The sequence below is a fragment of the Streptomyces sp. NRRL WC-3618 genome (genome assembly GCF_001280005.1).
Classification (GTDB): domain Bacteria; phylum Actinomycetota; class Actinomycetes; order Streptomycetales; family Streptomycetaceae; genus Streptomyces.
This window is the reverse complement of sequence record NZ_LGDW01000144.1, coordinates 41,575-67,630: the sequence shown is the minus strand read 5'-3', so window position 1 is coordinate 67,630 and position 26,056 is coordinate 41,575. Positions and strand designations below refer to the sequence as shown.

Below are 26,056 nucleotides of genomic sequence, written 5' to 3'. Positions count from 1 at the left end.
CTTGGGGGGGTTCATCCACTGTGCGTATGCGCAGCACGTCGACAGCGACGGCACTCGCCGTCCTCTTCAGCTCGGTGGCGCTGAGCGTCGCCACCACCGGTACGGCCTCGGCGGCCGTCGCCACCGTCCAGTCGCCCGGCGGCATCGTCGCGGACGCGACCCTGGAGCGGGTCTTCGTCGGCGACAGGGGCAGCGGCCGGGTACTGGCCGCGGACTACTCGGGCGCCGTCGTCGACAGCGTCAGTCTCCTCGGTTCGGTCGTCGACCTGGCGCTGTCCGACGACGGACGCACCCTGTACGCGGCCCTGCCCGCCCGGCACCAGATCGTGGCGCTCGACCCGGCCACCCTGAACATCAAGGCCCGCTACTCGATTCCCACCGGCACCGGCCCGAGCAACCTCGCCTTCGCCGGCGGCAAGCTCTGGTTCAGCTACGGCGACCAGGGGAACGGCAACCTGGGCTCGATCGACCCGACGGTGACCGAGAACCCGGAGCCGACGCCGGAGCCGACCGAGCCCACGCCGGACCCCAGTGAGCCGACTCCGGACCCGACGGAGCCCACGCCTGATCCGAGCGAGCCGAACACGGAGCCGTCGCCCGAGCCCTCGGCCGAGTCCCCCTCCCCCTCCCCGGAGACCTCCGCGGACTCCTCCGCCGAGACCTCCAGCACGGCTCTGGCGGGCCGGTCCGCGACCGTGGCCGCGGTCGGCCAGGTGGCGATGGAACAGTTCCCCGAGGGCAACATCGGCATGCGGGGCCAGGCGCTGCTCGACGCGAGCACCTCGGCGCCCGGCCTGCTGGCCGTCGGTGAGACCGGCCTGCCCACGTCCTCGATGGCTGTCCTGGACGTCTCCGGACCGAAGCCCCGGCTGACCGCCTGGCACCACGGCGACTACACGCTCAACAACGGCCTCGGCGACATCGACCTCGTCCCCGGCGCCGCGCAGGTGCTGGCCAACGGCACGGACCGGGACGCCTACGCCAACGGCGACTTCGCCAAGGCGGGCGCCTACCCGGCCGGCCAGCGTGCCGACATCGCCCCGAACGGTCTGGTCGCCCAGGCCAACGGTGCCAAGGTGGCCGTCTTCCGGCCGAACGCGACGAGGCCGCTCCGTACGTACACGGCCGGCACGTACGCCACCGCCGACCTGGCCTGGGCGCCGGATGCCTCCCGGATCTTCGCTCTGGTCGGGACCGCCGACGGGTACACCCTCAAGGCGCTCACCGACCCGACGAAGAACGTCCCGACCCTGACGGTGAACGCTCCGGCGACGGCCACCCGGGCCAGGAAGCTCACGGTCTCCGGCAAGCTGTCGGCGACGGTGGCGCTGCCGGCCGGCGTCAGGCTGACGGTCACCCGTACCGACATGGAGTCCCCGAACGGGCGGACGCTGCCGTCGGTCGCGGTGCGGCCCAACGGCACCTACTCGTTCACGGACACCCCGCCGGCGGGCGGCACGGTCACCTACCAGGTGACGTACGCGGGCGACGCCGGGCATGTCGGGGTCGGCGCCTCCGACAAGGTCGCGGTGTCCCGTACGGCGCCGACGCTGACCCTGACCAACAACAAGAAGCTCTACGACTACGGCACCGACGTCCGGTTCACCGCGCACCTGGGCGGCACGTACCGGAACCGTACGGTCGAGATCTGGGTCGACCCGTACGGCACCGACAAGCCGAAGAAGCTGGTCAGGACAGCCCGGGTCAACTCCGCCGGGGACCTCGCGGTGACCGTGGACATGACCCGCGACACGGCCGTCACCGCTGTCTTCAAGGGTGACGCCCGCTTCGCGCCGAAGTCGGCCAAGGTCACGGCGTACGCGCGCGTGCGGATCTCCACGGCTCTGTCGCGGTACTACAGGACGGGCAACATCGGCTCGACCTCGTACTACTGGTTCCACAAGAACACCGAGCCCCTGATGACCACCACGATGCCCGCCTTCCCGGACCGCAGGCAGCGCGTCGACCTGCAGGTCTACTACGACAACAGGTGGAACTCGGCCGATTCGGAGTACTTCGAGCTCGACAGGAACGGCAAGTCGGCGGTGCAGCTCCCGGCGCCCGGTACGTCGGGCATCCGGGCCCGGATACGGGCGGCCTACGTCGACGGCGCCTCCGGCGACAACGTGAACTCGACGACGTTCGGCGGCTGGAAGTACCTGTACTTCAGCAACTAGGCCGACAGGGCCTAGAGGCCCCCGGTCGAGAAGACCCGGGAAGACCCGGAGGGAATGCCCTCCGGGTCTTCTCTGTTGGGGCTAGCAGGAAGTTCAATAATCAACTAAACTGGCCGCACAAGGAGGTCCCGACATGCCTGCAGTGACCGTCGAGAACCCGCTGACCCTGCCCCGTGTGGCCGCTCCGGCCGACGCGGTGGCGCGTCCCGTGCTCACCGTGACGACCGCGCCGAGCGGTTTCGAGGGTGAGGGATTCCCGGTGCGCCGGGCGTTCGCCGGGATCAACTACAAGCACCTCGACCCGTTCATCATGATGGACCAGATGGGTGAGGTCGAGTACGCCCCCGGAGAGCCCAAGGGCACGCCCTGGCACCCCCACCGGGGCTTCGAGACCGTCACGTACATCATGGACGGGATCTTCGACCACCTGGACTCGCAGGGCGGCGGCGGCACCATCACCAACGGGGACACCCAGTGGATGACGGCCGGCTCGGGCCTTCTGCACATCGAGGCGCCCCCGGAGTCCCTGGTCATGTCCGGCGGCCTCTTCCACGGTATCCAGCTGTGGGTGAACCTCCCGGCCAAGGACAAGATGATGGCCCCGCGCTACCAGGACATCCGGGGCGGTCAGGTCCAGCTCCTCACGTCCCACGACGGCGGCGCGCTCCTGCGCGTCATCGCCGGTGAGCTGGACGGCCACGAGGGTCCCGGAATCACCCACACCCCGATCAGCCTGGTCCACGCCACGCTGGCTCCCGGTGCGGAAGTCACCCTGCCCTGGCGGGAGGACTTCAACGGTCTGGCGTACGTCCTCGCGGGGCGCGGCAGCGTGGGCGCGGACCGGCGGCCGGTGCGAAAGGGTCAGACGGCGGTCTTCGGCACGGGCTCGTCGATCACGGTCCGCGCGGACGAACTGCAGGACGCGAACTCCCCGGACCTGGAGGTCGTCCTCCTTGGTGGCCAGCCGATCCGTGAGCCGATGGCCCACTACGGCCCGTTCGTGATGAACACGAGGGCGGAGCTCGAGCAGGCGTTCGAGGACTTCCAGAAGGGCCGGCTGGGAACGATCCCGGCGGTTCACGGAATGTCCGAGGGTGGCCTGTAGACCCGCGAAGGTTCAGTACTGTACAAGTAGGCCCGAAGTCGCAACTTGGTTTTGCGACTTCGGGCCTGTCTTGCTTACAGGGCTACGGGACTACGGCAGCACGTAGAACGGCGCGCCGTCCGGAGCACGGCCCACCTGACGCACACACCCATGCTCTGACAGCAACTCCAGGGCGTTGCCGACGCGGTCGGGTGTCAGCCCGGTGCAGACGGCGATCTCCTCCACGCTGTAGTCGGCGCCGCCGTGGAGCAGCGCCGGGGCCAGGTGGGCGGCGACCGTGTGGACGTCCTCGGTGACGGCGAGGTTCCTGGACTTCCAGTTGGTCAGAAGCTGCTCGGGCGTCAACTCCGGCGCCTGGACGGACCGGGTGCGGTCGTTGGGGCGTCGGAGGGTCTGGGCGATGTCCCGCAGTACATCGACCATCACCTTCTGGTTGTCGTTGATCTGGCGCAGTAGATCGTCCGTCCGGATGCTGCGCTGTTCGAGTGCGACGAGGGCGTCGGCCACCTGCTGCGGCATGACGTAGGCGGTGCCGCCGGTGGGAGCGGGCTGCAGGGGAGCCGGTTCCAGGGAGTAGGAGCCGTCGCGCTGGATGGTGGCGATGACTTCGGAAACCCAGGTTTTGAAGGGCTCCGCCTCCGGCTTCGTGCAGCCGTTGACCAACAGGATCAGGCCTTGAAGGTTGACGACGTTCATGTCTCGTCGCCACTCCCGACCTGCGGGAACGCTGAGACAGTGCCTCAGGAGCACACTCTCGACACTGGCGAAGTTGGTCGCGTCGGCGACGTTGCGCAGAGCGGAGCCGACGTGTGCGTATCCCAGGTTCTTGCACACGTCGACGGCAGGGAACCAGTGAGCGCCGTCCGGCAGCGTCAGCCTCCGTACCCGCGCACCTGTCGCCGCGTATACGAAGTCACTGATCTCGATCGCGTCCCGCTGTGCCGTCGAATCGTTCGACGGCGGGTTGTTGTTCTGCTCGTACATCGAGCATCACCTCCGCCTCCGAAAGTAGGCAGGTGGGGGCGCAACTCGTGTTCGAAGCAATGATGTTCACTCATTAAGCTGACGCGTCACCTTCGCGCCCGCACCCTCACCCGCGCCTCCCCCACCGCCTGCAACGTCACCGCCGCCGTGACCGGGATGTCCGCGTCCGGGGTTTCGAGGTCGTACTCGCGGAGGAGTACCGCCAGGGCCAGGACCGATTCCAGCATCGAGAAGTGGCGGCCGATGCACGCGCGGGGGCCACCGCCGAACGGGAGCCAGGCGTAGCGGTGGCGGGCGGATTCCTGGGCGGGGGTGAAGCGGTCCGGGTCGAAGCGGTCGGGGGTGTCCCAGTGGGCCGGGTGGCGGTGGGTGACCCAGGGGGAGATCAGGATGTCCACGCCCGCCGGGATGACGTGGCCGTCGATCTCCGTCTCCGCCACCGACCGCCTGCCCACCAGCGGAGCGGCCGGGTACAGGCGCATCGTCTCCTTCAGGACCTGGGTCAGGTACGGGAGTCGGTCCATGTCTGCCGCTGTGCAGGGCTCGTCGGGCGGCAGCGCGTCGACTTCCTGCTGGGCCCTTGCCCTGGCCTCGGGGTGGCGGGCCAGGAGGTGGAGGGCGAAGGCCAGTGACGTCGCCGTCGTTTCGTGGCCCGCGAGGAGGAACACCAGCACCTGGTCGCGGAGTTCGGTGGCGTCGAGGCTGCCGTCCTCCTCGTTCCGCGCCCGGGAGAGGAGGGAGAGCAGGTCGGAGTCGGCATTGTCGTCCGCTGCTTCGCCGCCCTCGCTCCGGCGGGCCGCGATGATCCGGTCGCAGACCTCGTACACCGCCCGAGTCGCCGCCTCCGCACGTCTGTTGGACGGTGTGGGCCAGGAGCGCGGGAGTTTGAGCGGGGCGTAGGCCCGCCCGGTGATGTACGCGCTCATGACCGGGAAGTTGGCGCGGATCACGTCCACCGCGGCCTCGACATCCGTTCCGAACAGGACGCGGGTGACCGTGCGCAGCGCCAGGCGGTCCATCTCCTGTACGACGTCCACCTCGGCGCGGTTGCGCCAGCGTGCCGCCGTCGCCTCGGCCTCCTGGGTGATCGCCGTGGCGTAGCTGTCGACCCGCCTCTTTGTGAACAGGGGCTGAATCAGGCGGCGTTGGCGGAGATAGTCGTCGTCCTGGCTGGTCAGCAGGCCGTTGCCGCCGGTCTGGCGTATCTCCTCGTAGAAGGCGTTGTCCTTGCGGAAGTTGCCGGCCTGGGTGGCCAGGACCTGCTGGGCGCCCTCGGGGGAGAAGACGCCGTACATGACCGTACGGAGGCCGGGTGGGCCCGCTGTCACGCGGACCACGTCGCCGTACTCCCGCTGGGTGCGGACGAACGTGCCGAGCGGGTCCCTGCGGAGGTCGAGGGCCGAGCCCAGCAGGGGGTGGCCGGTGGGGCCGGGGGCGGGCGTGGCGGTGCGCGTGACAGCCATGTTCATATCATCCGCTTTTCGCGGCGCCCGGGTGTGTCCTTTCTGCCTTCTCCCCTTCTGTCTTCTTCTTCTCCTCTGCTTCCTTCTCCTCTTCCTTCTCCACCGCTTTCTCGTACAGCTCGAACCAGATGCTCTTGCCCTCGCCCCGGGGGTCCACCCCCCACGCGTCCGCGAGCATTTCGATCAGCATCAGGCCCCGGCCCGACGACGCCAGTTCGCCCGGGCGGCGTTTGTGCGGGAGGTCGTCGCTCACGTCCGTGACCTCGACGCGGATGCGGCGCGCCCCGGGGTCGCCCGTGACCTCGGCGACGACCAACGCGTCGGCGTCGGTGTGGACCAGGACGTTGGTGACCGTCTCGGAGACCAGAAGGACCGCCGAGTCGATCTGGTCGGCGCAGGGCCAGTCGTGGAGCTGTTCGCGGAGCTGTTGGCGGGCCACCGCGACGCGCTCGGGTTCCGCCTGGGCGATCGTCAGCATGGTGCGTCGGACGGTGGGGCGTACCGCGGGTGGCAGTGCGCCGTCGGCGGCGCGTTCGCCCGGCCGGCTCAGCAGCAGCAGCGCTATGTCGTCCTCGCGGCGGTCGGCCAGGGGGCCCGTGGTGTGGTGGGAGGACGGGCCGTGCACCGCCTGGACCAGGGCGTCGGCCAGCTCCTCCAACCCGTCACCGTCGATGTCTCCCTTGTGTTCCTCCAGGGTGCCGCGAATGCGCTGCCAGCCCGTCTCCAGGTCGTGGCCGCCCGTCTCGATCAGGCCGTCGGTGCACAGGAGCATGGTCTCGCCGGGTTCGAGGGCGAGGAGGGTGGTGGGGTAGTCGGCGTCCGGGTCGATGCCCAGGGGCAGGCCGCCCGCGGTCGGGCGGGTCAGTACCGTGCCGTCCGCCATCCGGATCGCCGGGTCGGGGTGGCCGGCGCGGGCGATCTCCAGGACCCCGGTCGCCGGGTCGACCTCGACGTACAGGCAGGTCGCGAAGCGCAGGTCGCCGACGCCCGCGTGGTCCCCGGAGTGGGTGATGCCGTGCAGGAAGCGGGAGGCGCGGGAGAGGACGGCGTCGGGGCGGTGGCCCTCGGAGGCGTAGGCGCGCAGCGCTATGCGGAGCTGGCCCATCAGACCGGCGGCGCGCACGTCGTGGCCCTGGACGTCGCCGATGACCAGGGCGAAGCGTCCGCCGCCGGGCAGCGGGATCATGTCGTACCAGTCGCCGCCGACCTGGAGGCCGCCGCCGGTCGGTATGTAGCGGGCGGCGACGTCCATGCCGGGTATCTCGGGGCCGAGGACCGGCAGCATGGAGCGCTGCAGGCCGTCCGTCAGTTCGCGTTCCGACTCGGCCACGCCTGCCCGGGAGAGGGCCTGGGCGAGCATGCGGGCGACCGTGGTCAGGACGGAGCGTTCGTCGGGGGTGAAGCTGACCGGGTAGGCGAAGCCCGCCATCCAGGCGCCCATCGTGCGGCCCGCGACGGTCAGTGGCAGGAACGCCCAGGACTGGCGGTCGAACACCTGGGCAAGCGGCCAGGCGGTGGGGTAGCGGTCCTGGTAGGCATCGGGCGAGGAGAGGTAGACGGCCCGGCCGGTGCGGACCACCTCGGCGGCCGGGTAGTCGGTCTCCAGGGACATGTGGGAGAAGGGCCGCTCGTCGCCGGGGCGCTGGCCGTGATGGCCGATGACGGTCAGACGGTCGCCCTGGACGCCGAAGACGGCGAGGCCGTCCGGTGAGAAGCCCGGCATCGACAGGCCGGCCGCGACCCGCAGCACCTCCTCCGTGGACCGTGCCTCGGCGAGCGCTCGGCCCGCGTCCAGCAGGAACGCCTCGCGCGAGCGGCGCCAGTCACCGGTGACGGGGGTGCGGGCGGCGGTGCCCGGCTGGGGCTCGGTGACCTCCTGCAAGGTGCCGATCACGTCGTACGCCTTGCGGTCGAGGTCGAAGGTCGGCTTCGCGCGGCTGCGTACGGTACGGATCACCCGGCCCTGCCCGTCCATGACCCGGACCCGGACCTCGGCGATGCTGTCCTCGGCGACGGCGAGCTGGATGACGCCGGCGATCTCGTTCCAGTCGACCGGGTGGAGGCGGGCGCGGGTCGCGGCCTCCGTGAGGGCGGTCGGTTCGGCGGGCAGGCCGAGCAGACGGGCCGCCTCGGCGTCGAGGGTGACCAGGTTTGTTGCTGTGTCCCAATGCCACAGGCCGGTTGCGAGGGCGACCAGGACGTCCCCCACGGCGGGCAGGGGCTCACCAGTGCGCATTGACCTACTTTATGGAGAGGTGATCGCAGCGTGCCACCCAAGCTGTACGGAGCACCACGCGGAGTGCCCTGCGGATTGCCCTGTCGGGCACTCCGGGACGAGCGGTGCAGGCTGCGCGTGCGAACAATTGCGGGAAAGCGGCCTCGGGGTGGCCGGTACCCTGGGTCTGTGTTTCACGTGAAACATGTGAGAGTGCGAAACACGCACCCCGATCCCCGATCCGCGAAGGCTGGATGAACGACGATGCATCGGTACAGGTCCCACACCTGCGGCGAGCTCCGCGCCTCTGACGTCGGCAGCGACGTCCGGCTGAGCGGCTGGCTGCACAATCGGCGCGACCTGGGCGGCATCCTCTTCATCGACCTGCGCGATCACTACGGCATCACGCAGCTCGTCGCCCGCCCCGGCACGCCCGCCTACGAGGCCCTCGACAAGGTCTCCAAGGAGTCGACGGTCCGCGTCGACGGCAAGGTCGTCTCGCGTGGCGCGGAGAACATCAACTCCGAGCTGCCCACCGGTGAGATCGAGGTCGAGGTCGGCGAGGTGGAGCTGCTCGGCGCCGCCCAGCCGCTGCCCTTCACGATCAACACCGAGGACGGGGTCAACGAGGAGCGGCGCCTGGAGTACCGCTTCCTCGACCTGCGCCGCGAGCGCATGCACCGCAACATCATGCTGCGTACGGCCGTCATCTCGGCGATCCGTCACAAGATGACCGCCCTCGGCTTCAACGAGATGGCGACCCCGATCCTCACCGCCACCTCCCCCGAGGGCGCCCGCGACTTCGTCGTGCCGTCCCGCCTCAACCCGGGCAAGTTCTACGCGCTCCCGCAGGCCCCGCAGCAGTTCAAGCAGCTGCTGATGATCTCCGGGTTCGACCGCTACTTCCAGATCGCGCCCTGCTTCCGTGACGAGGACGCGCGTGCGGACCGTTCGCCGGGCGAGTTCTACCAGCTCGACGTCGAGATGAGCTTCGTCGAGCAGGAGGACGTCTTCCAGCCGATCGAGCGGCTGATGACCGAGCTGTTCACCGAGTTCGGCAAGGGCCGTCAGGTCACCTCGCCCTTCCCGCGCATCCCGTTCCGCGAGGCGATGCTGAAGTACGGCTCCGACAAGCCGGACCTGCGCGCCCAGCTGGAGCTGGTCGACATCACCGACGTCTTCGAGGGCTCGGAGTTCAAGGCCTTCGCGGGCAAGCACGTACGTGCCCTGCCGGTGCCGGACGTGTCGTCGCAGCCCCGGAAGTTCTTCGACCAGCTCGGCGACTTCGCCGTCACGCTGGGTGCGAAGGGTCTCGCCTGGGTGCGGGTCACGGAGGACGGTTCGCTGTCCGGGCCGATCGCGAAGTTCCTCACCGAGGAGAACGTCGCCGAGCTGACCAAGCGGCTGTCGCTGTCGGCCGGTCATGCCGTGTTCTTCGGCGCGGGCGAGTTCGACGAGGTCTCGAAGATCATGGGCGCGGTGCGGGTCGAGGCCGCCAAGCGCGCCGGGCACTTCGAGGAGAACGTCTTCCGGTTCTGCTGGATCGTCGACTTCCCGATGTTCGAGAAGGACGAGGACACCGGCAAGATCGACTTCTCGCACAACCCGTTCTCGATGCCCCAGGGTGGCATGGAGGCCCTGGAGACCCAGGACCCGCTGGACATCCTGGCCTGGCAGTATGACATCGTCTGCAACGGCATCGAGCTGTCGTCCGGCGCGATCCGTAACCACGAGCCCGACATCATGCTGAAGGCGTTCGGCATCGCGGGCTACGAGGAGGAGACCGTCGAGCGCGAGTTCGCCGGCATGCTCCGCGCGCTGCGCTTCGGCGCCCCTCCGCACGGTGGCATCGCCCCGGGTGTGGACCGCATCGTCATGCTGCTCGCCGACGAGCCGAACATCCGCGAGACGATCGCGTTCCCGCTCAACGGCAACGCCCAGGATCTGATGATGGGCGCGCCGACCGAGCTGGAGGAGACGCGGCTGCGGGAGCTGCACATCTCGGTGCGGAAGCCGCAGCCGAAGTAGTTCGGCGGCGGCGAGTAGTCGCGGTTTGTGACGGTCGGCCCGGAACCCTGAGGAAAGGGGTTCCGGGCCTTCGTCTTGTCCTGCAGTTTCGCCAGCTGCGGCTACTTCGCCTACTTCGTCACGAACTGCGTCAGGATCGCCTGGACCTCGTAGATGTCGACGCCCTTGGTGAACGTCTTCTGGATCGGGGTCGCGGAACCCGAGATCCAGATCTTGAGTTCGGCGTCGAGGTCGAAGGTGCCTGCGGTCTCCACCGCGAAGTGGGTGATGCTGCGGTACGGGACCGAGTGGTACTCCACCTTCTTGCCGGTGATGCCCTGCTTGTCGACCAGAAGGAGCCGGCGGTCGGTGAACAGGATGGTGTCGCGGATCAGCTGGTACGCGGCGTGGACCTGCTCGTTCTGGCCGAGCAGCCGGGCGTAGTCCTGCTGTGCGGCGGACGGATCGACGGTGTGCGCGTTGCCGAAGAGTGCCATGGTTGAACCCCCGTCAGGTGGACTGCTTGGAGCGGAAGGAGAACCGCCAGTGGGCTCCGGGGAGTTCACGGGCGGTTCGGTGGTTCGGTGTTGCTGAAGGTGAGTTGCTGTGCGCTGCCTGGTTACGCGGAGGCGCCGCCGAAGCGCTCCTTGTACGTCTCCAGGTCGTCGTCCGTCAGCTTCGCGAACAGGACCGGCGGCACCGTGAACGGGGTGCCTGCGGGGACGGTGGACAGGGACTTCGCCTCGTCGGCCGTGACCCACGTCCGCGTGTCGTCCGCCAGCGCGAACGCCGCGCGCATCGTCGCCGCCGTCGTCGGGATGAAGGGCTCCGAGACCACCGAGTAGAGGTGGATGAGGTTCATCGCCGTACGGAGGGTCAGGGCCGCGCCGTCCTGGTCGGTCTTGATCTCCAGCCAGGGCGCCTTCTCCTCCAGGTAGGAGTTGCCCGCCGACCACAGGGCGCGCAGGGCAGCCGCCGCCTTGCGGAACTGGAGCGCCTCCATCTGGCTCTCGTACTCCGCGAGCAGCTCGGCGATCTGCTCGCCCAGCTTCACCTCCGCCTCGCCGGCCGCCGAGCCCGCCGGGACCTCGTCGCCGAAGCGCTTCTTCGAGAAGGACAGGACGCGGTTGACGAAGTTGCCGAGGGTGTCCGCGAGGTCCTTGTTCACCGTGGCCGTGAAGTGCTCCCACGTGAAGGAGGAGTCGTCGGACTCCGGCGCGTTGGCGATCATGAAGTAGCGCCAGTAGTCAGCGGGCAGGATCTCCAGCGCGTCGTGGGTGAAGACACCACGCTGCTGGGAGGTGGAGAACTTGCCGCCGTAGTAGTTCAGCCAGTTGAAGGCCTTGATGACGTCGACCTTCTTCCACGGCGCGCGGGTGCCCAGCAGGGTCGCCGGGAACATCACGCTGTGGAAGGGGACGTTGTCCTTGCCCATGAACTGCGTGTACCGGACGTCCGTGTCCGACTTCCACCACCAGGAGCGCCAGTCACGGCTCTCGGGGTCCTCGTCCGCCCACTCCTTCGTCGCGCCGATGTACTCGATGGGGGCGTCGAACCAGACGTAGAAGACCTTGCCCTCGGCGGCCAGTTCCGGCCAGGTGTCGGCCGGGACCGGGACGCCCCAGTCGAGGTCGCGGGTGATCGCACGGTCGTGCAGGCCCTCGGTGAGCCACTTGCGGGCGATCGAGGAGGCCAGCACCGGCCAGCTGTCGGCGCGCTCGTCGACCCAGGACTCGACCTCTCCGGCCAGTACCGACTGGAGGAGGAAGAGGTGCTTGGTCTCGCGGACCTCCAGGTCACTGCTGCCGCTGATCGCCGAGCGCGCCTCGATCAGATCGGTCGGGTCCAGGACGCGGGTGCAGTTCTCGCACTGGTCGCCGCGGGCCTTGTCGTAGCCGCAGTGCGGGCACGTGCCGATGATGTAGCGGTCGGGGAGGAAGCGGCCGTCGGCGTTGGAGTACACCTGGCGGATGGCCCGTTCCTCGATGAACCCGTTCGCCTTGAGCTCGCGCGCGATCTCCTGCGTGATCTCGTGGTTCTGAGGGGAGGAACTCCGCCCGAAGTAGTCGAAGGCCAGCGCGAAGCCGTCGTACACCGCCTTCTGCGCGTCGTGGGCCTGCGCGCAGAAGTCCGCTACGGGGATGCCCTGCTCCTTCGCGGCCAGCTCGGCCGGGGTGCCGTGTTCGTCCGTCGCGCAGATGTAGAGGACGTCGTGGCCCTGCTGGCGGAGGTAGCGGGAGTAGACGTCCGCCGGGAGCATGGACCCCACCATGTTGCCCAGGTGCTTGATCCCGTTGATGTACGGAAGGGCGCTGGTGATGAGGTGTCGAGCCATTGCGGGCTGCTCCCAAGTCGCTACATGGAGTGACGGTGTGGTTGGTGTGTTTGGACCGTCTACGAACCTTGAAATCGTAGCCGACTGATATGGGGCGCCCGCCTCCCGTTTTTGCTGGGGGAGGCGGGCGGGGTGGTGTCGTGAGGTGGGGTGGTTGCGGGGTGTTCTTTTTTGTTTACGGGCGCCAGCTCGCCAGTACGCCCTCGTACAGCTCCGTGTCCGTCAGCTCGCGGGGGGTCGGGCCCGCGTGGAAGAAGGATGTGTTGGCTGTTTTGAGCTTCCGGAGGTAGTCGAAGGCCTTGTTCTCCGGCTCGCCGAACGCGACGAACGAGAAGAAGAGGGACGGGTGGTTCGTCGCCGCGTCCGTGAGGGACTGGGTCGCGGGTGTCTTCGCGTCCGGGGCGCCGTCCGTCTGGAAGACGATGAGGGCGGGGTGCTTGGTGCCGGACTTCTCGTAGTGCGTGACGATCTCCTCCACGGCTGCGTGGTAGCTCGTACGGCCCATGCGGCCGAGGGAGGCGTGGAGTTCGTCGATCTTGTTCTCGTGGTCGGTGAGGGTGAGCTCGCCGGTGCCGTCCAGCTCGGTGGAGAAGAAGACGACGTGGACGGTCGCCTCCGGGTCGAGGTGGGCGGCGAGGGCGAGGGTTTGCTCGCCGAGGGCCTGGGCGGAGCCGTCCTTGTAGTACGGGCGCATGGACGCGGAGCGGTCCAGGACGAGGTAGATCTTGGCCTGGGTGGTGGTGAGGTTGAGGGTGGTGAGGGTGGTGGCGGCGGAGTTGTAGGCGGTGAGGAGGGTTGCGGGTACGGCCTCGGCTTCGCCTTCGGCCGTATCTTTGTTCCCGCCTGCACCACCCGTGACGCCATCGTCTTCGGGTGCGGGTGGCCCCTGTGGGGCTTCCTGTGCGTCGGCGGCTGCCGCCGGTTCCAGGTCCTCGGCCTCGGCCTCAGGCGTGGGCTCCGGTTCAGGGGTCGCCTCGGCCGCCGGCTCGGGTTCGGCAGCGGGCTCTTCCGCGACGGGCTCGGTCACTTCGGCGACCGCTTCCGGCTCCGGGGTCTCCTCGACGGCGGGTTCCGGTTCGGGCTCGGGGTCCGGGGTTACCTCGGTGGCCGGTTCGGCCTCCGGCGCGGTCTCGGCGACCGGCTCCGCTTCCTCGGTGACGGGCTCGGCGACCGGTTCGGCCTCCGGCGTGGTCTCGGCGACCGGCTCCGGCTCCTCCGTGACGGGCTCGGGGTCCGGGGTTACCTCGGCGGCGGATTCCGGTTCGGGCTCGGGGTCCGGGGTTACCTCGGCGACCGGTTCCGGCTCCTCGGTGGCGGGCTCGGGCTCCGGGGTCGCCTCAACGACCGGCTCCGGCTCGGCCTCTGCTTCTGCCTCAGCTTCGGTCTCCGGCTCTACCTCGGCCACCGGCTCCGGCTTCGCCTCGGTCTCCGGCTCTACCTCGGCCACCGGCTCCGGCTTCGCCTCGGTCTCAACCTCAACCTCGGCCACCGGCTCCGGCTTGGCCTCCTCCGCGGCCTCGGTCTTCGCCTCGGCTTCAGCCGTCGGCTCGGTGACCGGCGTCGCGGCCTCAGCCTCCGGCTCCGTCGGCTCGGTGACCGGCGCCGCAGTCTCAGCCGCCGGCGTAGCCGCCTTCGTCGGCTCGTCCACCGGCCGTGACGGCTTGGGGACCGTGACGTTGTCGAAGGCTGCTGAGACCAGGTCGGCTACTACCGACGGGGTCTCGGCGGGCGTTGGGGTGGGTGACTGGGTCAGGGTCGGTTCCGGGGACGGTGCCGGAATCTTCGGCTCGGTGGCTTCCTGCTGAGGAGCCGACTCCGCCTCCCGCGCGGGCGCCGCCTCGGCGTCACGCCCCTTGCGTGATTTGCCGAACGCGTTCCGCAGGAGAGTGAGAATGCCCATGTGCGCAACCCTTCACGTGAGTTGTAGCCGTCAATCCCTGGCCAGGACAGACACGTAAGGTTAGCGGGCCGACCTGGCGATCTTGGGCTGGGTCTTTCACGGAACGCGCCCGCCGTCAAGGGCGCCACACCGCCAACCTCGCGGCCCACCCCTCAGGGCGCCTCGGCCGGGCTGCCGACGGGAGTCGTCCACATCTTCCCCGCAGCCCCAACCCCCTTACCGCTCCCACGGGTTCACCCTTCGTTCATCCGGCGTCCCCGCTGTTGCACCTCCGTCCGCCTAGCGTCACGCTGACACCAAAGGCACGTATAGGGATCTTCAGGGGAGAGTAAAGTGCGCAAGCTGCTGCCGTTGATCGGATCGTCGTCCGGATCGCATCCTGGTGGGCGGTCCGCGATGACCTGCCGCTTCCGGTGTGGTGACGCCTGCTTCCACGAGGTTCCCAACACCAGCGCCAACGAATACGTCGGCGATGTGATCGCCGGCGCCCTCAGCCGCCGTTCCGTGATGCGCGCCGCCGCCGTCGTCACCGTGGCTACCGCCACCGGTACCGCCGCGAACGTCGTCGGCGCCCAGGGTGCGGAGGCGGCCACCGCGGCCTCGTACCCCTCCCGGGCCGCCCGCCACCCCCACCACTCCTCCGTGCCCCGTGGCCTGCGCTTCAGCCCCGTCGCGCCCAACACCGCCGACGCCGTGACCGTGCCCGGCGGGTATGGCCAGAACGTCGTCATCCGCTGGGGTGAGCCGATTCTCCGTGGCGCCCCCGCCTTCGACCCGGAGAACCAGACGGCCGCCGCGCAGGCCGGCCAGTTCGGGTACAACAACGACTTCCTCGCCCTGCTCCCCCTGCACGGGAACCAGAGGCTCCTGGTCGCCAACCACGAGTACACCGACGAGATCCTGATGTTCCGCGGCTACGACCCGGCCAACCCCACCCGCGAGCAGGTCGAGGTCGCCTGGGCGGCGCACGGGCTGTCCGCCGTCGTGGTCGAGGGCGACCGGCGTACCGGCCGGCTCACCCCCGTACCCCGCCACCCGCTGAACCGGCGCGTCACGGCGACCACCGAGTTCCGGATCGCGGGACCGGCCGCCGGGTCCGATCTCCTCAAGACCTCCACCGACCCGACCGGCCGGAAGGCGCTCGGCACGCTCAACAACTGCTCCGGGGGCACCACGCCGTGGGGGACGACCCTGCACGGCGAGGAGAACTTCAACCAGTACTTCGCGAACGCCTCCCGCGCAACGGACAAGCGGTACGGCATCGGCACCGGCGCCACCGAGCGCAAGTGGGAGCGGTTCGACAAGCGGTTCGACATCGCGCAGGAGCCCAACGAGGTCCACAGGTTCGGGTATGTCGTCGAGTTCGACCCGTACGACCCCTCCTCCACGCCCCGCAAGCACACCGCCCTCGGCCGCTTCAAGCACGAGGCCGCCACCATCCGGATGACCGACGACGGGCGTCCCGTCGTCTACACCGGCGACGACGAGCGCTTCGACTACTTCTACAAGTTCGTCGGCAGCAAGCGGATGCGGCACGGGGACTCGCGGTCCGTCCGGGAGCACAACCTCTCGCTCCTCGACGAAGGCACGCTGTACGTCGCCAAGCTCACCGGTGACTCCCCCGCCATCGAGATCGACGGGAGCGGCAAGCTGCCCGCCGACGGCGAGTTCGACGGCAGCGGTACGTGGATTCCGCTGGCGACTGCCACCGCCAAGGGCGCCGTCTCGCACGTCGACGGCATGACCGCCGAGGAGGTGTTCGTCTTCACGCGGCTCGCCGGTGACAAGGTGGGCGCCACCAAGATGGACCGGCCCGAGGACATCGAGCCCAACCCGGTCACCGGCAAGGTCTATGTCGCCCTCACCAACAACAGCAACCGGGGGAAGTCCGGCTTCGCCGCCGCCGACGAGGCCAACCCGCGCAACTCCAACAAGCACGGCCAGGTGCTGGAGCTGACCGAGCACTGCAACCGCGCGGAGAGCACCTCGTTCGCCTGGTCGCTGTTCCTCGTCGCCGGTGACCCGAACGACCCCGCCACCTACTTCGCGGGCTTCCCGAAGGACAAGGTCAGCCCGATCTCGTGCCCGGACAACGTCGCCTTCGACCGCCACGGCAACCTGTGGATCTCCACCGACGGCAACCAGCTCGGCTCCCACGACGGCCTGTTCGGCGTCGCGACCAAGGGCGACCGGCGCGGTGAGCTCAAGCAGTTCCTGACGGTGCCGACCGGCGCCGAGACCTGCGGTCCGGTCATCGGGGAGCGGCAGGTGCTCGTCGCCGTGCAGCACCCGGGCGAGATCGACGGTGCGTCGGTGGAGAAGCCCGCCAGCACCTGGCCCGACGGACCGGGGAAGATCGTCCGCCCGGCGGTCGTCGCCGTGTGGCGTGAGGACGGCTGCGACATCGGCGTCTGAGCCGGTCGGGTATCGGTTGGGTCGGTCGGTTCGGTCGGTTCGGTCGGCGGCTCACGGGAGGGCCGGCACGGGGGTTCTCGCATCCCTCTGTGCCAGCCACTCCCGGTACGCCGGTGCCTGCCGGGCCACCTCGTCGTACGCCTCCGCCAGCGCCGGATGCACCCCGTCGAGCTCCGTCTCGGTACGGGCCGCCAGCAGCAGCCGTACGCCGAGCGGGTCGCCGTGCAGTCGGCGCACCGCCATCTCGGGGCGCGGCAGGCAGGTCGCCTGGCAGACGGTGACGACCTCGCCGGTCGCCACCAGCGCGGCCGTGGTGTGGTAATCGCCGTGCAGGACACGGGGGTTGAGGTCGGCGGCGCGCAGCATGCGCAGTACGGCGTCGAACTCGCCGTCGACCGTCTCGTCCACCATCCAGCGGTCGCCGGCCAGCTCGGAGAGGTGGACCACGGGTCTCGCGGTGGCGGGGTGGTCGGCGGGCAGGGACACGAACTGGGGTTCCCTGTCGACCAGTACGCGCAGACACAGGCCATCGGGGATCCTGAGCGGACAGCCCTCGACCTCGTGGACGAACGCCACGTCCAGTTGTCCGTCGGCGACCATGCGCAGCAGCGCGTTCGCGGAGACGTCCATGCGCAGCGTGGGTTCCTGGTGTCCCCGGCGGAGGCGGCGCAGCCAGCCGGAGAGGGCGCGGCTGGCTGTCGAGCCGATGCGCAGCTGGAGTCCGTCGACCGCGGCGGCCCTCGCCTCCGTGACCAGCGAGCGCATCTCCGCGACCAGGGGACGGGCCCGGCTCAGTACGACCCGGCCGAGCGGCGTCGGGCGGCAGCCGGTCCGGGTGCGGATGAACAGCTCGCCGCCCAGTTCCTGTTCGATCCGGCGTAACTGGGTGCTCAACGAGGGCTGGGCCACGCCCAGTTGACGGGCCGCGCGGTGCAGGCTGCCGGTGTCGGCTATGGCGCACAGCGCCCGAAGGTGCCTCACCTCTAGCTCCATGCGACCGGCTCCGCGGCGCGAATCATGCGCATGCACATGTCCATGCCATCGCACCCTAGGCCGGAACCTCGAGTTCCGACAGACGGGGCAAGGCGGTGATAGGGCCGCGCTATCGCCCTTTGCCATCATCACAGCCGCCGCACGGACGCCGACACTCGCCGTACGACCGACTGGCTCACCCCCACCCAAGGAGTCATCGATGAGAAAGCCCACCTCTGGCGTCCTGGCGGCGGCGTTAGGCCTCAGCCTGGCAACTCTCGCCCTCGGTACGGCAGTTCCCGCATCCGCCGCACCCACACACGCACCCGCACCCGCACCCGCAGCCGCAGCCTCATCCGTGTCCGCGTACGCCGGGTCCGCCGAGGAGGCCGCCGGCAACAAGGCGTTCTTCGAGGCCGTCCTGAAATCCGTCGCCGAGAAGCGCGCCGCCCACCCGCGCTCGGCCGCCGCCGTCACCGTCGTCTACGACGCGTCCCGCGCGCCCTCCTTCAGCGCCGAGATAGCCCGCTCCACCTCGATCTGGAACAGCTCGGTGACGAACGTGAGGCTCCAGTCGGGCACCGCGTCCACCGCCGACTTCACTTACCGCGAGGGCAACAGCTCCCAGGGTTCGTACGCCTCCACGGACGGCCACGGCAGCGGGTACATCTTCATCGACTACGCGCAGAGCGACCAGTACGACCCGACCCGTATCACCGCCCACGAGACCGGCCATGTGCTCGGGCTGCCCGACCACTACTCGGGCCCGTGCAGCGAGTTGATGTCGGGCGGCGGCCCCGGCACGTCCTGCACCAACGCCATCCCGAACTCGACCGAACGCTCCCGTGTGAACCGGCTGTGGGCCAACGGGCTCGCGGCGGCCATGCGTTAGCAACGCAGCGCTTCCCCCCCCACATGCGCGGGCCGTCCCTCTGCACAGGGGCGGCCCGCGCGGGGTAGCGGCTTACTTGGGTGAGGTGACCGCCCGCGCCGCCGCCACTTCCTGCCGTAGCGGCTCCAGCACACTGTCCGCCGGTCCGCTGAGGTCCGTACGCACCGCGTACAGCGTCTCGACCCGGCGCAGCCCGTCCGACAACTCCCGTAGCTGTACGACGACTTGGTCGATCTCGGCGTCCGACGGCGGCTTGGCGCCCTGCTTGATGTGGACCCGGGCGGCGGTCGTCGCGTCGACGATGCGTTCCACCGCGACGACCAGGGGCCACCACGCCGCCGCCCGCCGTCCGGTGGGCGGCGGTTCGGTCAGCGCGCGCTGGAACTCCGTACGGACGACCGACAGATCGCGGTACAGGCGCCGTCGCATACGCGCCCGTGCCGCACCCCCGGTGTCCGGGCGGAACGCCGACTCCACATAGCGGGCCGTGTCCGCGACCGCGTTCGCGAGGCGGTCGCCGACGCGGGTGTGCCAGCTCTCCGGCCACAGGAGGTATCCGGCGACGAGCGCGATGGCGCACCCCATGAGGGAGTCGAGGAGCCGGGGCAGCAGCAGTGCCGTGCCCTGGTGGTTGAGGAGGTCGGAGAGGAGGATGATCACCGGGGTGATGGCGGCCGTCTGGTAGCCGTACCCGCGTGGCGTGAGCGCCGGGATCAGCGTGGCGAGCAGGAGGATCACCGGTACGTCCCACCAGCCGCGCGGCACCTGGACGAGCACCGCCGCCGCGACGACCAGCCCCGCGACCGTGCCGAGGGCGCGCAGCAGGGCGCGGGAGAAGACGGAGCCGAAGTCGGGCTTCAGGACGAAGGTGATGGTCAGCGCGACCCAGTACGAGCGCGGCACCGGCACGGTCGAGACCAGCACCTGCGCGAGGCCGACGCACAGGGCGAGGCGCAGTCCGTAGCGCCAGGAGTCGCCGGACATGACGACGTCCCGGGCGGCGCCGGCGGCTCGTACGCGCAGGGCGGCCGGTCGTCCGAGCCGGTCGTCCGAGGTGGCGAGGCCGGTGGTGCGCAGGTCGGGGGAGCGGCTGCCGACCACCTCGGCTGTGTGGCGCAGCGCCTGTTCGACGGCCCGGGAGGTGTGGTCGGCCGGGGCGGGGATGTTCAGCCCGATGGGCCCGCTGTAGCCGGTCTCGACGGCGTCGGCGAGGTGCCGGACCGCCTCCGGGACCTCGGGCGGCAGTGGGCGCCCGGTCTGGTGGGCGGCGGGAGCGGCCTCGACGACCGGGGTGATCGCGTTCAACTGGGCGAGCAGACGTACGAGTTCGGGGCTGCGGCCGTGGTGGCGGGCGCGCCGGGCGAGGACGAGGTCGTAGGACTGGTTGAGGGACTGGGTGACGGCTTGCCGGGCGTCCTCGTAGCCGTCGGTGGCGCCGGCGGCGAGGAGTTCGGCGACCGTACGGTAGGTCTGCGCGACCGCCGCCCGCTCCGGTACCCCCGACCGCAGCGGCCAGGCGAGCAGGGCCAGCGCGAGGACGAGCAGCCCGCCCCCGGACATCAGCGCCGGCGCCAGCCACCAGGGCCCGGGCAGCGGCAGCCCGGCGCCGATCACGGAGTTGAGGAGCAGCAGCAGCCCCGACACGGACGCCACCGCGCCGATCGTCGAGATCATCCCGGAGACGAGGGCCACACAGGTCACGGTGGCGACGGCGGTCCAGCCGTGCCCGTACACCAGCGCGCCGAGGGTGACGCCGAGCGCGCCGAAGAACTGGGGGATCGCGATGTTGAGGATGCGCATCCGGTACGCGTCGGCGGTGTCCCCGATGACGCCCGAGAGGGCGCCCATGGAGGCGAGGGCGCCGTAGGTGGCGTGGCCGGTGGCGAGGCCGACCGCCAGGGGCAGCGACATGGCGATGGCGGCGCGGGCCACGGCGGGGCGGTTGACGGGTGGGGCCGGCTGCGGCCGGAGGTTCCGCACCAGCCAGTCGGGAGGTGTGAGGCCGATGGGGAACTCGCGGGACATGGTCCCATTATCGCCATGGCTCGTTCAGGGGGCCGGGTCGATGCGCGTCGCCAGGAAGTCGGCCAGGGCCTTGTTGAACTCCGCCGGGCGTTCCAGGTTGGGCATGTGCGCCGCGCCCTCGATCACGTGGAGCGCGGAGTCGGGGAGGGCCGCGTGCATGGCCTCGGCGTCGGAGACCGGGGTGAACTCGTCGTCGGCGCCCACGACGACCAGGGCCGGGACGGCGAGGCGGGTCAGCAGGGGGCGGTAGTCGGGGCGCTGGGCGCGGCCCCGGAGCGCCGCTGCCGCGCCCCGGGGGTCCGTGGCCGTCATCATGCGGTGGACGTGGGCCTTGACGCTCGCGTCGGCGGACGGGGACACCATCTTCTCCAGCACCTCGTCGGCGTACCCGCGCATGCCCTCGGCGAGCAGCCGGTCCGCCGTCGCGTTGCGGGCGAGGTGTCCCTCCGGTGTCTCGGGGGTGGGGAAGGTGTCGGCGAGGACGGCGCCCCGGACGCGCTCCGGGAACCGGTCGCAGCACTCCATGACGATCTGGCCGCCCATCGACAGCCCGACGAGCACGCACGCCTCGACCTTCGCCTCGTCGAGCAACTCCTCGATGTCCTGGGCGAACCGCGAGAGTGGGGTGACGGCGGCGGGTGCCGCAGGGGAGGCGCCGTAGCCGCGCAGATCGGGGGCGAGGACCCGGCGGCCGGCCGAGAACGCCTCGATCTGCGGATTCCACATCGTGTGGTCGAAGGGATGGCCATGCACGAGGACAAGAGGCGTAAGAGATGCGGGAGATGGGGTTGCGGGCATGTGGGCGACCCTAGGGCGGCCCAACTCCTCGGTGCAATAGGATCTTTGCTCTCGGTGCAATGTGCGAGAACGGGTACGGGGGGACACATGGACGACGACTACGACTACCGGCGCCTCGCCGACCGCATCGCCGAGGACATCGCCGCCGGGCGGCTCCGCCCCGGCGAACGGCTGCCCCCACAGCGGGCGTTCGCGCGGCGGCGGGGGATCGCCGGGTCGACGGCCGGGCGGGTGTACGGCGAGCTCGTGCGGCGTGGGCTGGTCGTCGGCGAGGTCGGACGCGGCACGTTCGTCCGGGCCGCCCCCTCCGATCCGGACGGGCGCGCGCTCGCCGAACCGGCGGTGGGCGGCACGGCCGCGACGGTCAACCTCGAGCTCAACTACCCTTCCGTGCCAGGCCAGTCGGAGCTTCTCGCCCCCGCGCTCGCGCCCCTTCTGCGGCCCGACGTGCTCACCGAGGCGCTGCGCCCGGCGCCCGCCACCGGTACCGCAGAGGCCAGGACGGTGGTCGCCGGGCTGCTCGCCACCCCGGGCTGGCGGCCCGACCCCGACGGCGTCCTCTTCGCGGGCAACGCCCGGCAGGCCATCGCCGCCGCCCTCGCCTCGCTGGTCAGGCCGGGCGGCCGGGTCGGCGTGGAGGCGCTGACGTACCCGCTGGTCAAGGAGATCGCGGCCCGCCTCGGCTGCACCCTCGTCCCGCTGGCCATGGACCAGGAGGGCCTGCGCCCCGATGCCCTCGCCGCCGCCCACCGCTCCGCCCCCCTGTCCGCGCTGTACGTCCAGCCGACGCTGCACAACCCGACGTCGGTGACGACGAGCGACCCGAGGAAGCGTGAACTCGCGGGTGTGGTTCGGCAGTTGGCGCTGCCGGTGGTGGAGGACCGGATCTGGTCGTTCCTCGCCGGCTCGGAGAGGCCGGGCTCGGAGAGGGCCGACCCGGAGAGGACCGGCTCGGGTGAGCCTCTCGCCGCGCACGTCCCCGAACTCGCCCATGTCGTCGACGGGTTGTCGAAGCGGGTCGCGCCCGGCCTCACCGTGGGCTTTCTCGTCGTACCGCCGGACCGGGCGCAGGCCGTGGCGGCGGCGGTACGGTCGGGCGGGTGGAGTGCGGGGCGGTTCGCGCTGGAGGCCGGGACGCGGTGGGTCCAGGACGGCACCGTGGCGCGGCTCGTGGCCGCCAAGCGGGTGGACGCGGCGTGTCGACAGCGGCTCGTGGCACGGGAGTTGGCGTCGGCCGGGGGCACCGTGCGATCCGATCCGTACGCCTACTACGCATGGTGGGAGCTGCCCGCGTCGTGGCGGGCGGACACCTTCACGGCCGCCGCCGCGGCGCACGGCATCGCCGTCACCCCGGGCAACGCCTTCGCCGTGGGCCCGCAGCGGGCACCGGACGCCGTCAGGCTCGGGCTCGCGTCGGCTCCGGAACCGGAACTGGTGCGGGCGTTGCGGACGCTCGCCGCAGTCGCCCGGCGCGGCCGTACCGGCCCGTGACCCACATGCCGACGGCCACGACGACGCCCAGGGCGAGGAGCAGCCAGGAGACCGTACGGAGGGTGGCCGTCAGGGCGTCGTAGACGGCGCCGGCGGCGGGTGCGGAGACGCCCGGCGGCAGGTCGGCCAGGGTGAGACGGCGGACGATCGCGAGCGCGCCGCCGAGCACCGCCCCGCCGAGGGCCGTACCCAGCGCGGTCGCCGTGATCGCCCGGCGGCGCTGGACGGCGAGTGCGATTCCGGTGACGGCGAGGACACCGGCCGTCACCGGAAGCCAGAAACCTGCGACTTCGAGCACGCGAAAACCCTTCCGGAGCGGTACCAGATCCTGCGCGGGCAGGACCGCGACCTCGGTGTGCGCGATGGGGATACGGTTCGCCAACGGCACTTGGTCGGCGGTGAGTTGACGCTTGATCTGCTCGGTGACGGGGGCGAGGTCGATGGTGACGGCGCCCTCGCCGCCGTAACTGCCGTAGGGGGCTTCGGGGTGCTGCTTCCTCGGGCCCTCGCGCAGGGCGTGCAGCACGGCCTCGTGGGTGGCGCGGTTCGCCGTGTCCCAGGCCGTGCGGAAGGCCTCGGTGCGGGTGAACGAGTGGACCGCGTCCTGCACGAAGTGGTTCACGGTCTCCTCGAACGGGCCGACGTCGACCGCGTGCACGATGCCGGCGCCGACGTTGTCGGCGATCGCGTCCTGGACGTCCGGGTTCTCGGCGAGCGGCGCCATCGCGGTGACGTACCGGCCGGTGTCGGCGAGCTCGTACGCCGCCCAGGCCGAGAGCGCGCCGAAGGGCAGCAGCAGACAGGCGAGGACGGTGAGCACGGCCGACAGGGCGTTCCGGAGACGGTGGGGCACCCCTCCAGGCAAGGGCCCGGGGGCGCGAAGCGCGAGCCGGTTGACTGCATATGGGCGTGCGGGACAAGCCTCCGCGGTGGAGCCTCCGGTGGAGCGTTCACCCGGACGGGTGTTTCCTGGTTTTGAGGGGACACCAATGCGTTCGGGGACTCAGGAGGCGGATTATGCGCATCACTTCGGTCCTGTTCACCGGCGGAATCCTGGCCGCGTCGATATCGCTCCTGCCGGTCGGTACGGCGGTGACGGCGACGGCGGCCACGCCGGACCACGCCGGCGGTTCCCACGGCTCCGGAGTCCGGGGCACCGTCGTCTCCGCCGGCGTGCTGAACCTGCGGCAGCAGCCGACCACCGACTCGCCCGTCGTCGGGCAGCTGGCCCCGGGCAGCCGTGGCCGCGTCCTGTGCTCGGTGCTCGGTCAGACCGTGCGCGGAAACCCGCACTGGTACTGGCTGAAGGGCGTCGACGCGTGGGCGAGCGCCGCCTTCATCGACACCGGCGGCCGGTCGGTGCCCAGGTGCAGCGACCCGTGCCCGCAGTGGAAGGACGGCGGCGACACCCACTGGAGCGTCTCGGGGACGTGGAGCTTCAACCTGGACGTCACCTTCGGCTGAGGCCGCCCCAGGGCTGCCGCCTGGGGCCGCGATCAGCTCACCCGGTGACCGGCCGCGTCCTCGTGCGTGTAGTAGCGGTAGAACATCGCCGCCGTCACCGACCCGGTGACGATCAGTGAGTTCCCGGACGACCGCAGCACACTCTCCCCGGTCTGGCTGTACAGGAACCCGAACGCGACCCCGGCGAAGGCGCCCCACGCCAGCGCGTGCAGCTCGCGCCTCAGGCGGGGCGCCACCGCCCGTACGCCGGTCTGCACCACCATGAACGCCAGCGCGCTCACGACGCCGAAGAAGATGTTCCAGCCGGTGATGGGACCTGCGTCGCGCCGGATGGCCGCGGCCCAGTAGCCGTAGACCAGGCCGAGTACGACGGTCAGCACCCGGTTCGCGACCACGTGGGTCCGGGCGCTGAAGACGTCGGGATACCCGGCAGTGCCGGGGATGCGGGTCGTTGTCTGTGCCATGAGAGTGTTCCTCTCTCCTCGCCCCCGCCCTCCAGAGCACACCTGGAGACGGCCGCTGGCAAGTCGACAGGGGGGACCGGCCGTGTTTCGCTGAGTTCCATGAAGCCGGTGCGCCAGATGGGCCCGGTGGGCCCCGTGGGCTCCGACGACGGCCCTATGGGCTCGGACGACGGCCCCGCCTTCTCGCCGCCCCTCTTCGGCGGACGCGGCGTCGGCTGGGTGCCGCCGCTGGTCTTGCTCGTCGGGATCGCGGTCCTCGACTGGAACACGAGCGGCGAGTTCCGGATCATCTCGTGGATCGTGCTGGTGCCCGGGATCGCCGCCGCGCTGTGCCCGGTCGCGGGCACCGTCGCCTTCGCGGTCCTGGCCCTGTGCACGTACGTGTTCGTCGACGGTGCCTGGCCGCACCAGTACCAGACCGGGCTGCCCGACTTCATCCTCGTCGCCCTCGGCGGGGTCCTGGCCGTCCTCGCCTGCGCGGTCCGGGTGCGCGGCGAGCGGCGCATGCTGCACATGCGGGACGTCGTCGAGACCACCCGTCGTACGGTGCTGCGTCCGCTGCCACCGGGCTGGGGCGGCCTCGACCACGCGGCGGTCTATCTCGCCGCCGACGCCGTCGCCCGGGTCGGCGGCGACTTCTACGACATCCAGCCCGGCCCGCACGGCACCCGGGTGCTCATCGGTGACGTCCAGGGCAAGGGGCTCGGCGCGGTCGAGGCCGCCGCCGCCATGCTCGGCACGTTCCGAGAGGCCGGCTATCACGAACCGGCGCTCGCGGCCGTCGCGGAACGCCTGGAGGTACGGATGCTGCGGCACGTCCGTTACCGGGCGGCCGTGGGGCGGGACGAGGGGGACCGGTTCGCCACGGCTGTCCTCATCGGCTTCCCCGGGACCGGCTTCGCGGAGGGTCGGGGAGAGGAGGCCGCGGGGTGCGTCGTCGAGGTCGTCAACTTCGGTCACGAGCCTTCCCTGATCGTGTCTGCCAACGGGGTACGGAGCCTGCCGCCGGCGGACGGACTCCCCCTCGGGCTCAGTGAGTTGGCGCGGGGCGCGGGCCGGCTGCCGTCCGTTTTCCGGGTGTCCGTCGCCGACGGGGAGACCCTGCTCCTCGTCACCGACGGCGTCACCGAGGCCCGGGACACCGACGGCACCTTCTTTCCGCTGCGCGAACGCGTCGCCAAGGCCGTCGCCGACGATCCGGGCGTCGCCGATCCGCGGCGCCTCGTCGCGTTCGTCCGGGACGGCACGCTGCGGCACTGCGGTGGGCGTCTCGGCGACGACACGACGGTGTTCGCGGTGCGGCGCGGTACAAGTCGTCCATAGGGGGCGTTAGACCTACCGCCAATCCC

At 70.6% G+C, this 26,056-nt stretch carries 19 protein-coding genes; 8 read left to right on the top strand and 11 right to left on the bottom strand.

Annotated features, from left to right (window positions below):
• Positions 1-26 precede the first annotated feature (26 nt).
• Together ADL01_RS16585 and ADL01_RS16580 are read left to right on the top strand one after the other, a co-directional pair.
• Positions 27-2,177: a YncE family protein gene (locus ADL01_RS16585; RefSeq protein ID WP_053742764.1), complete on the top strand. Its 2,151-nt coding sequence runs from the start codon at positions 27-29 to the stop codon at positions 2,175-2,177.
• Positions 2,178-2,310: 133 nt separating this feature from the next.
• Positions 2,311-3,282, top strand: a complete 972-nt coding sequence (locus ADL01_RS16580; protein ID WP_053742763.1) for a pirin family protein — start codon at positions 2,311-2,313, stop codon at positions 3,280-3,282.
• Positions 3,283-3,372: 90 nt separating this feature from the next.
• On the opposite strand, the gene ADL01_RS16575 is transcribed toward ADL01_RS16580, so the two are convergent.
• The 3 genes from ADL01_RS16575 to ADL01_RS16565 form a co-directional block, all read right to left on the bottom strand.
• Positions 3,373-4,266 carry a Bro-N domain-containing protein gene (locus ADL01_RS16575; protein WP_053742762.1) on the bottom strand — a complete coding sequence of 298 codons (894 nt, stop codon included), beginning with the start codon at positions 4,264-4,266 and terminating at the stop codon, positions 3,373-3,375.
• A gap of 86 nt (positions 4,267-4,352) precedes the next feature.
• Positions 4,353-5,729, bottom strand: coding sequence for a cytochrome P450 (locus ADL01_RS16570; protein ID WP_053742784.1), 1,377 nt, complete (start codon positions 5,727-5,729; stop codon positions 4,353-4,355).
• Positions 5,730-5,736: 7 nt separating this feature from the next.
• Entirely contained in the window at positions 5,737-7,965 is a 2,229-nt protein-coding gene (locus ADL01_RS16565; RefSeq protein WP_053742761.1) for an ATP-binding SpoIIE family protein phosphatase, read from the bottom strand.
• A gap of 243 nt (positions 7,966-8,208) precedes the next feature.
• Between ADL01_RS16565 and aspS the strand changes: the two genes are divergently transcribed.
• Positions 8,209-9,972, top strand: a complete 1,764-nt coding sequence (gene aspS, locus ADL01_RS16560; RefSeq protein WP_053742760.1) for an aspartate--tRNA ligase — start codon at positions 8,209-8,211, stop codon at positions 9,970-9,972.
• Between the two features lie 110 nt (positions 9,973-10,082).
• On the opposite strand, the gene ADL01_RS16555 is transcribed toward aspS, so the two are convergent.
• The 3 genes from ADL01_RS16555 to ADL01_RS16545 all read right to left on the bottom strand — a co-directional run bounded on the left by ADL01_RS16555 (position 10,083) and on the right by ADL01_RS16545 (position 14,186).
• Entirely contained in the window at positions 10,083-10,448 is a 366-nt protein-coding gene (locus ADL01_RS16555; RefSeq protein ID WP_053742759.1) for a PH domain-containing protein, read from the bottom strand.
• Between the two features lie 122 nt (positions 10,449-10,570).
• Positions 10,571-12,286, bottom strand: a complete 1,716-nt coding sequence (metG, locus tag ADL01_RS16550; protein ID WP_053742758.1) for a methionine--tRNA ligase — start codon at positions 12,284-12,286, stop codon at positions 10,571-10,573.
• Positions 12,287-12,461: 175 nt separating this feature from the next.
• Positions 12,462-14,186 carry a VWA domain-containing protein gene (locus tag ADL01_RS16545; RefSeq protein ID WP_053742757.1) on the bottom strand — a complete coding sequence of 575 codons (1,725 nt, stop codon included), beginning with the start codon at positions 14,184-14,186 and terminating at the stop codon, positions 12,462-12,464.
• A 333-nt stretch (positions 14,187-14,519) separates the two neighbouring features.
• Between ADL01_RS16545 and ADL01_RS16540 the strand changes: the two genes are divergently transcribed.
• Positions 14,520-16,601, top strand: coding sequence for a PhoX family protein (locus ADL01_RS16540; protein ID WP_053742756.1), 2,082 nt, complete (start codon positions 14,520-14,522; stop codon positions 16,599-16,601).
• Positions 16,602-16,652: 51 nt separating this feature from the next.
• Here the strand turns inward: ADL01_RS16540 and ADL01_RS16535 are convergent, their stop codons facing one another.
• Positions 16,653-17,594, bottom strand: a complete 942-nt coding sequence (locus ADL01_RS16535; protein WP_053742755.1) for a LysR family transcriptional regulator — start codon at positions 17,592-17,594, stop codon at positions 16,653-16,655.
• A 199-nt stretch (positions 17,595-17,793) separates the two neighbouring features.
• Here ADL01_RS16535 and snpA point away from each other — a divergent pair, with 199 nt between their 5' ends.
• On the top strand, positions 17,794-18,465 hold the full coding sequence (gene snpA, locus ADL01_RS16530) for a snapalysin (RefSeq protein ID WP_053742754.1): 672 nt from the start codon (positions 17,794-17,796) through the stop codon (positions 18,463-18,465).
• A 72-nt stretch (positions 18,466-18,537) separates the two neighbouring features.
• Here snpA and ADL01_RS16525 read toward each other — a convergent pair whose 3' ends face one another.
• Together ADL01_RS16525 and ADL01_RS16520 are read right to left on the bottom strand one after the other, a co-directional pair.
• A complete protein-coding gene (locus tag ADL01_RS16525; protein ID WP_053742753.1) occupies positions 18,538-20,490 on the bottom strand; it encodes an FUSC family protein in 1,953 nt (650 codons plus the stop codon).
• Between the two features lie 24 nt (positions 20,491-20,514).
• Entirely contained in the window at positions 20,515-21,288 is a 774-nt protein-coding gene (locus ADL01_RS16520; RefSeq protein ID WP_053742752.1) for an alpha/beta fold hydrolase, read from the bottom strand.
• 87 nt (positions 21,289-21,375) lie between these two features.
• On the opposite strand from ADL01_RS16520, the gene ADL01_RS16515 reads away from it, so the two are divergent.
• The gene (locus ADL01_RS16515) at positions 21,376-22,779 is read left to right on the top strand and encodes a PLP-dependent aminotransferase family protein (RefSeq protein WP_053742751.1); all 1,404 of its coding nucleotides are present in this window, start codon (positions 21,376-21,378) and stop codon (positions 22,777-22,779) included.
• Here the strand turns inward: ADL01_RS16515 and ADL01_RS16510 are convergent.
• A complete protein-coding gene (locus tag ADL01_RS16510) occupies positions 22,685-23,632 on the bottom strand; it encodes a hypothetical protein (RefSeq protein ID WP_053742750.1) in 948 nt (315 codons plus the stop codon). The genes ADL01_RS16515 and ADL01_RS16510 overlap by 95 nt on opposite strands.
• A gap of 164 nt (positions 23,633-23,796) precedes the next feature.
• Here ADL01_RS16510 and ADL01_RS16505 point away from each other — a divergent pair, with 164 nt between their 5' ends.
• Positions 23,797-24,243, top strand: coding sequence for an SH3 domain-containing protein (locus ADL01_RS16505; protein ID WP_053742749.1), 447 nt, complete (start codon positions 23,797-23,799; stop codon positions 24,241-24,243).
• Positions 24,244-24,275: 32 nt separating this feature from the next.
• Here the strand turns inward: ADL01_RS16505 and ADL01_RS16500 are convergent, their stop codons facing one another.
• A complete protein-coding gene (locus ADL01_RS16500; protein ID WP_053742748.1) occupies positions 24,276-24,707 on the bottom strand; it encodes a hypothetical protein in 432 nt (143 codons plus the stop codon).
• 156 nt (positions 24,708-24,863) lie between these two features.
• On the opposite strand from ADL01_RS16500, the gene ADL01_RS16495 reads away from it, so the two are divergent.
• On the top strand, positions 24,864-26,030 hold the full coding sequence (locus ADL01_RS16495; RefSeq protein ID WP_053742783.1) for a PP2C family protein-serine/threonine phosphatase: 1,167 nt from the start codon (positions 24,864-24,866) through the stop codon (positions 26,028-26,030).
• Positions 26,031-26,056: the final 26 nt, after the last annotated feature.

Excerpts from the sequence above, each read along its gene's own strand:
- ADL01_RS16585 (WP_053742764.1), top strand. The coding sequence starts at position 27 with ATGCGCAGCACGTCGACAGCGACGGCACTCGCCGTCCTCTTCAGCTCG.
- ADL01_RS16580 (WP_053742763.1), top strand. The coding sequence starts at position 2,311 with ATGCCTGCAGTGACCGTCGAGAACCCGCTGACCCTGCCCCGTGTGGCC.
- ADL01_RS16575 (WP_053742762.1), bottom strand. The coding sequence starts at position 4,266 with ATGTACGAGCAGAACAACAACCCGCCGTCGAACGATTCGACGGCACAG.
- ADL01_RS16570 (WP_053742784.1), bottom strand. The coding sequence starts at position 5,729 with ATGGCTGTCACGCGCACCGCCACGCCCGCCCCCGGCCCCACCGGCCAC.
- ADL01_RS16565 (WP_053742761.1), bottom strand. The coding sequence starts at position 7,965 with ATGCGCACTGGTGAGCCCCTGCCCGCCGTGGGGGACGTCCTGGTCGCC.
- aspS (WP_053742760.1), top strand. The coding sequence starts at position 8,209 with ATGCATCGGTACAGGTCCCACACCTGCGGCGAGCTCCGCGCCTCTGAC.
- ADL01_RS16555 (WP_053742759.1), bottom strand. The coding sequence starts at position 10,448 with ATGGCACTCTTCGGCAACGCGCACACCGTCGATCCGTCCGCCGCACAG.
- metG (WP_053742758.1), bottom strand. The coding sequence starts at position 12,286 with ATGGCTCGACACCTCATCACCAGCGCCCTTCCGTACATCAACGGGATC.
- ADL01_RS16545 (WP_053742757.1), bottom strand. The coding sequence starts at position 14,186 with ATGGGCATTCTCACTCTCCTGCGGAACGCGTTCGGCAAATCACGCAAG.
- ADL01_RS16535 (WP_053742755.1), bottom strand. The coding sequence starts at position 17,594 with ATGGAGCTAGAGGTGAGGCACCTTCGGGCGCTGTGCGCCATAGCCGAC.
- snpA (WP_053742754.1), top strand. The coding sequence starts at position 17,794 with ATGAGAAAGCCCACCTCTGGCGTCCTGGCGGCGGCGTTAGGCCTCAGC.
- ADL01_RS16525 (WP_053742753.1), bottom strand. The coding sequence starts at position 20,490 with ATGTCCCGCGAGTTCCCCATCGGCCTCACACCTCCCGACTGGCTGGTG.
- ADL01_RS16520 (WP_053742752.1), bottom strand. The coding sequence starts at position 21,288 with ATGCCCGCAACCCCATCTCCCGCATCTCTTACGCCTCTTGTCCTCGTG.
- ADL01_RS16515 (WP_053742751.1), top strand. The coding sequence starts at position 21,376 with ATGGACGACGACTACGACTACCGGCGCCTCGCCGACCGCATCGCCGAG.
- ADL01_RS16505 (WP_053742749.1), top strand. The coding sequence starts at position 23,797 with ATGCGCATCACTTCGGTCCTGTTCACCGGCGGAATCCTGGCCGCGTCG.
- ADL01_RS16500 (WP_053742748.1), bottom strand. The coding sequence starts at position 24,707 with ATGGCACAGACAACGACCCGCATCCCCGGCACTGCCGGGTATCCCGAC.
- ADL01_RS16495 (WP_053742783.1), top strand. The coding sequence starts at position 24,864 with ATGGGCTCGGACGACGGCCCCGCCTTCTCGCCGCCCCTCTTCGGCGGA.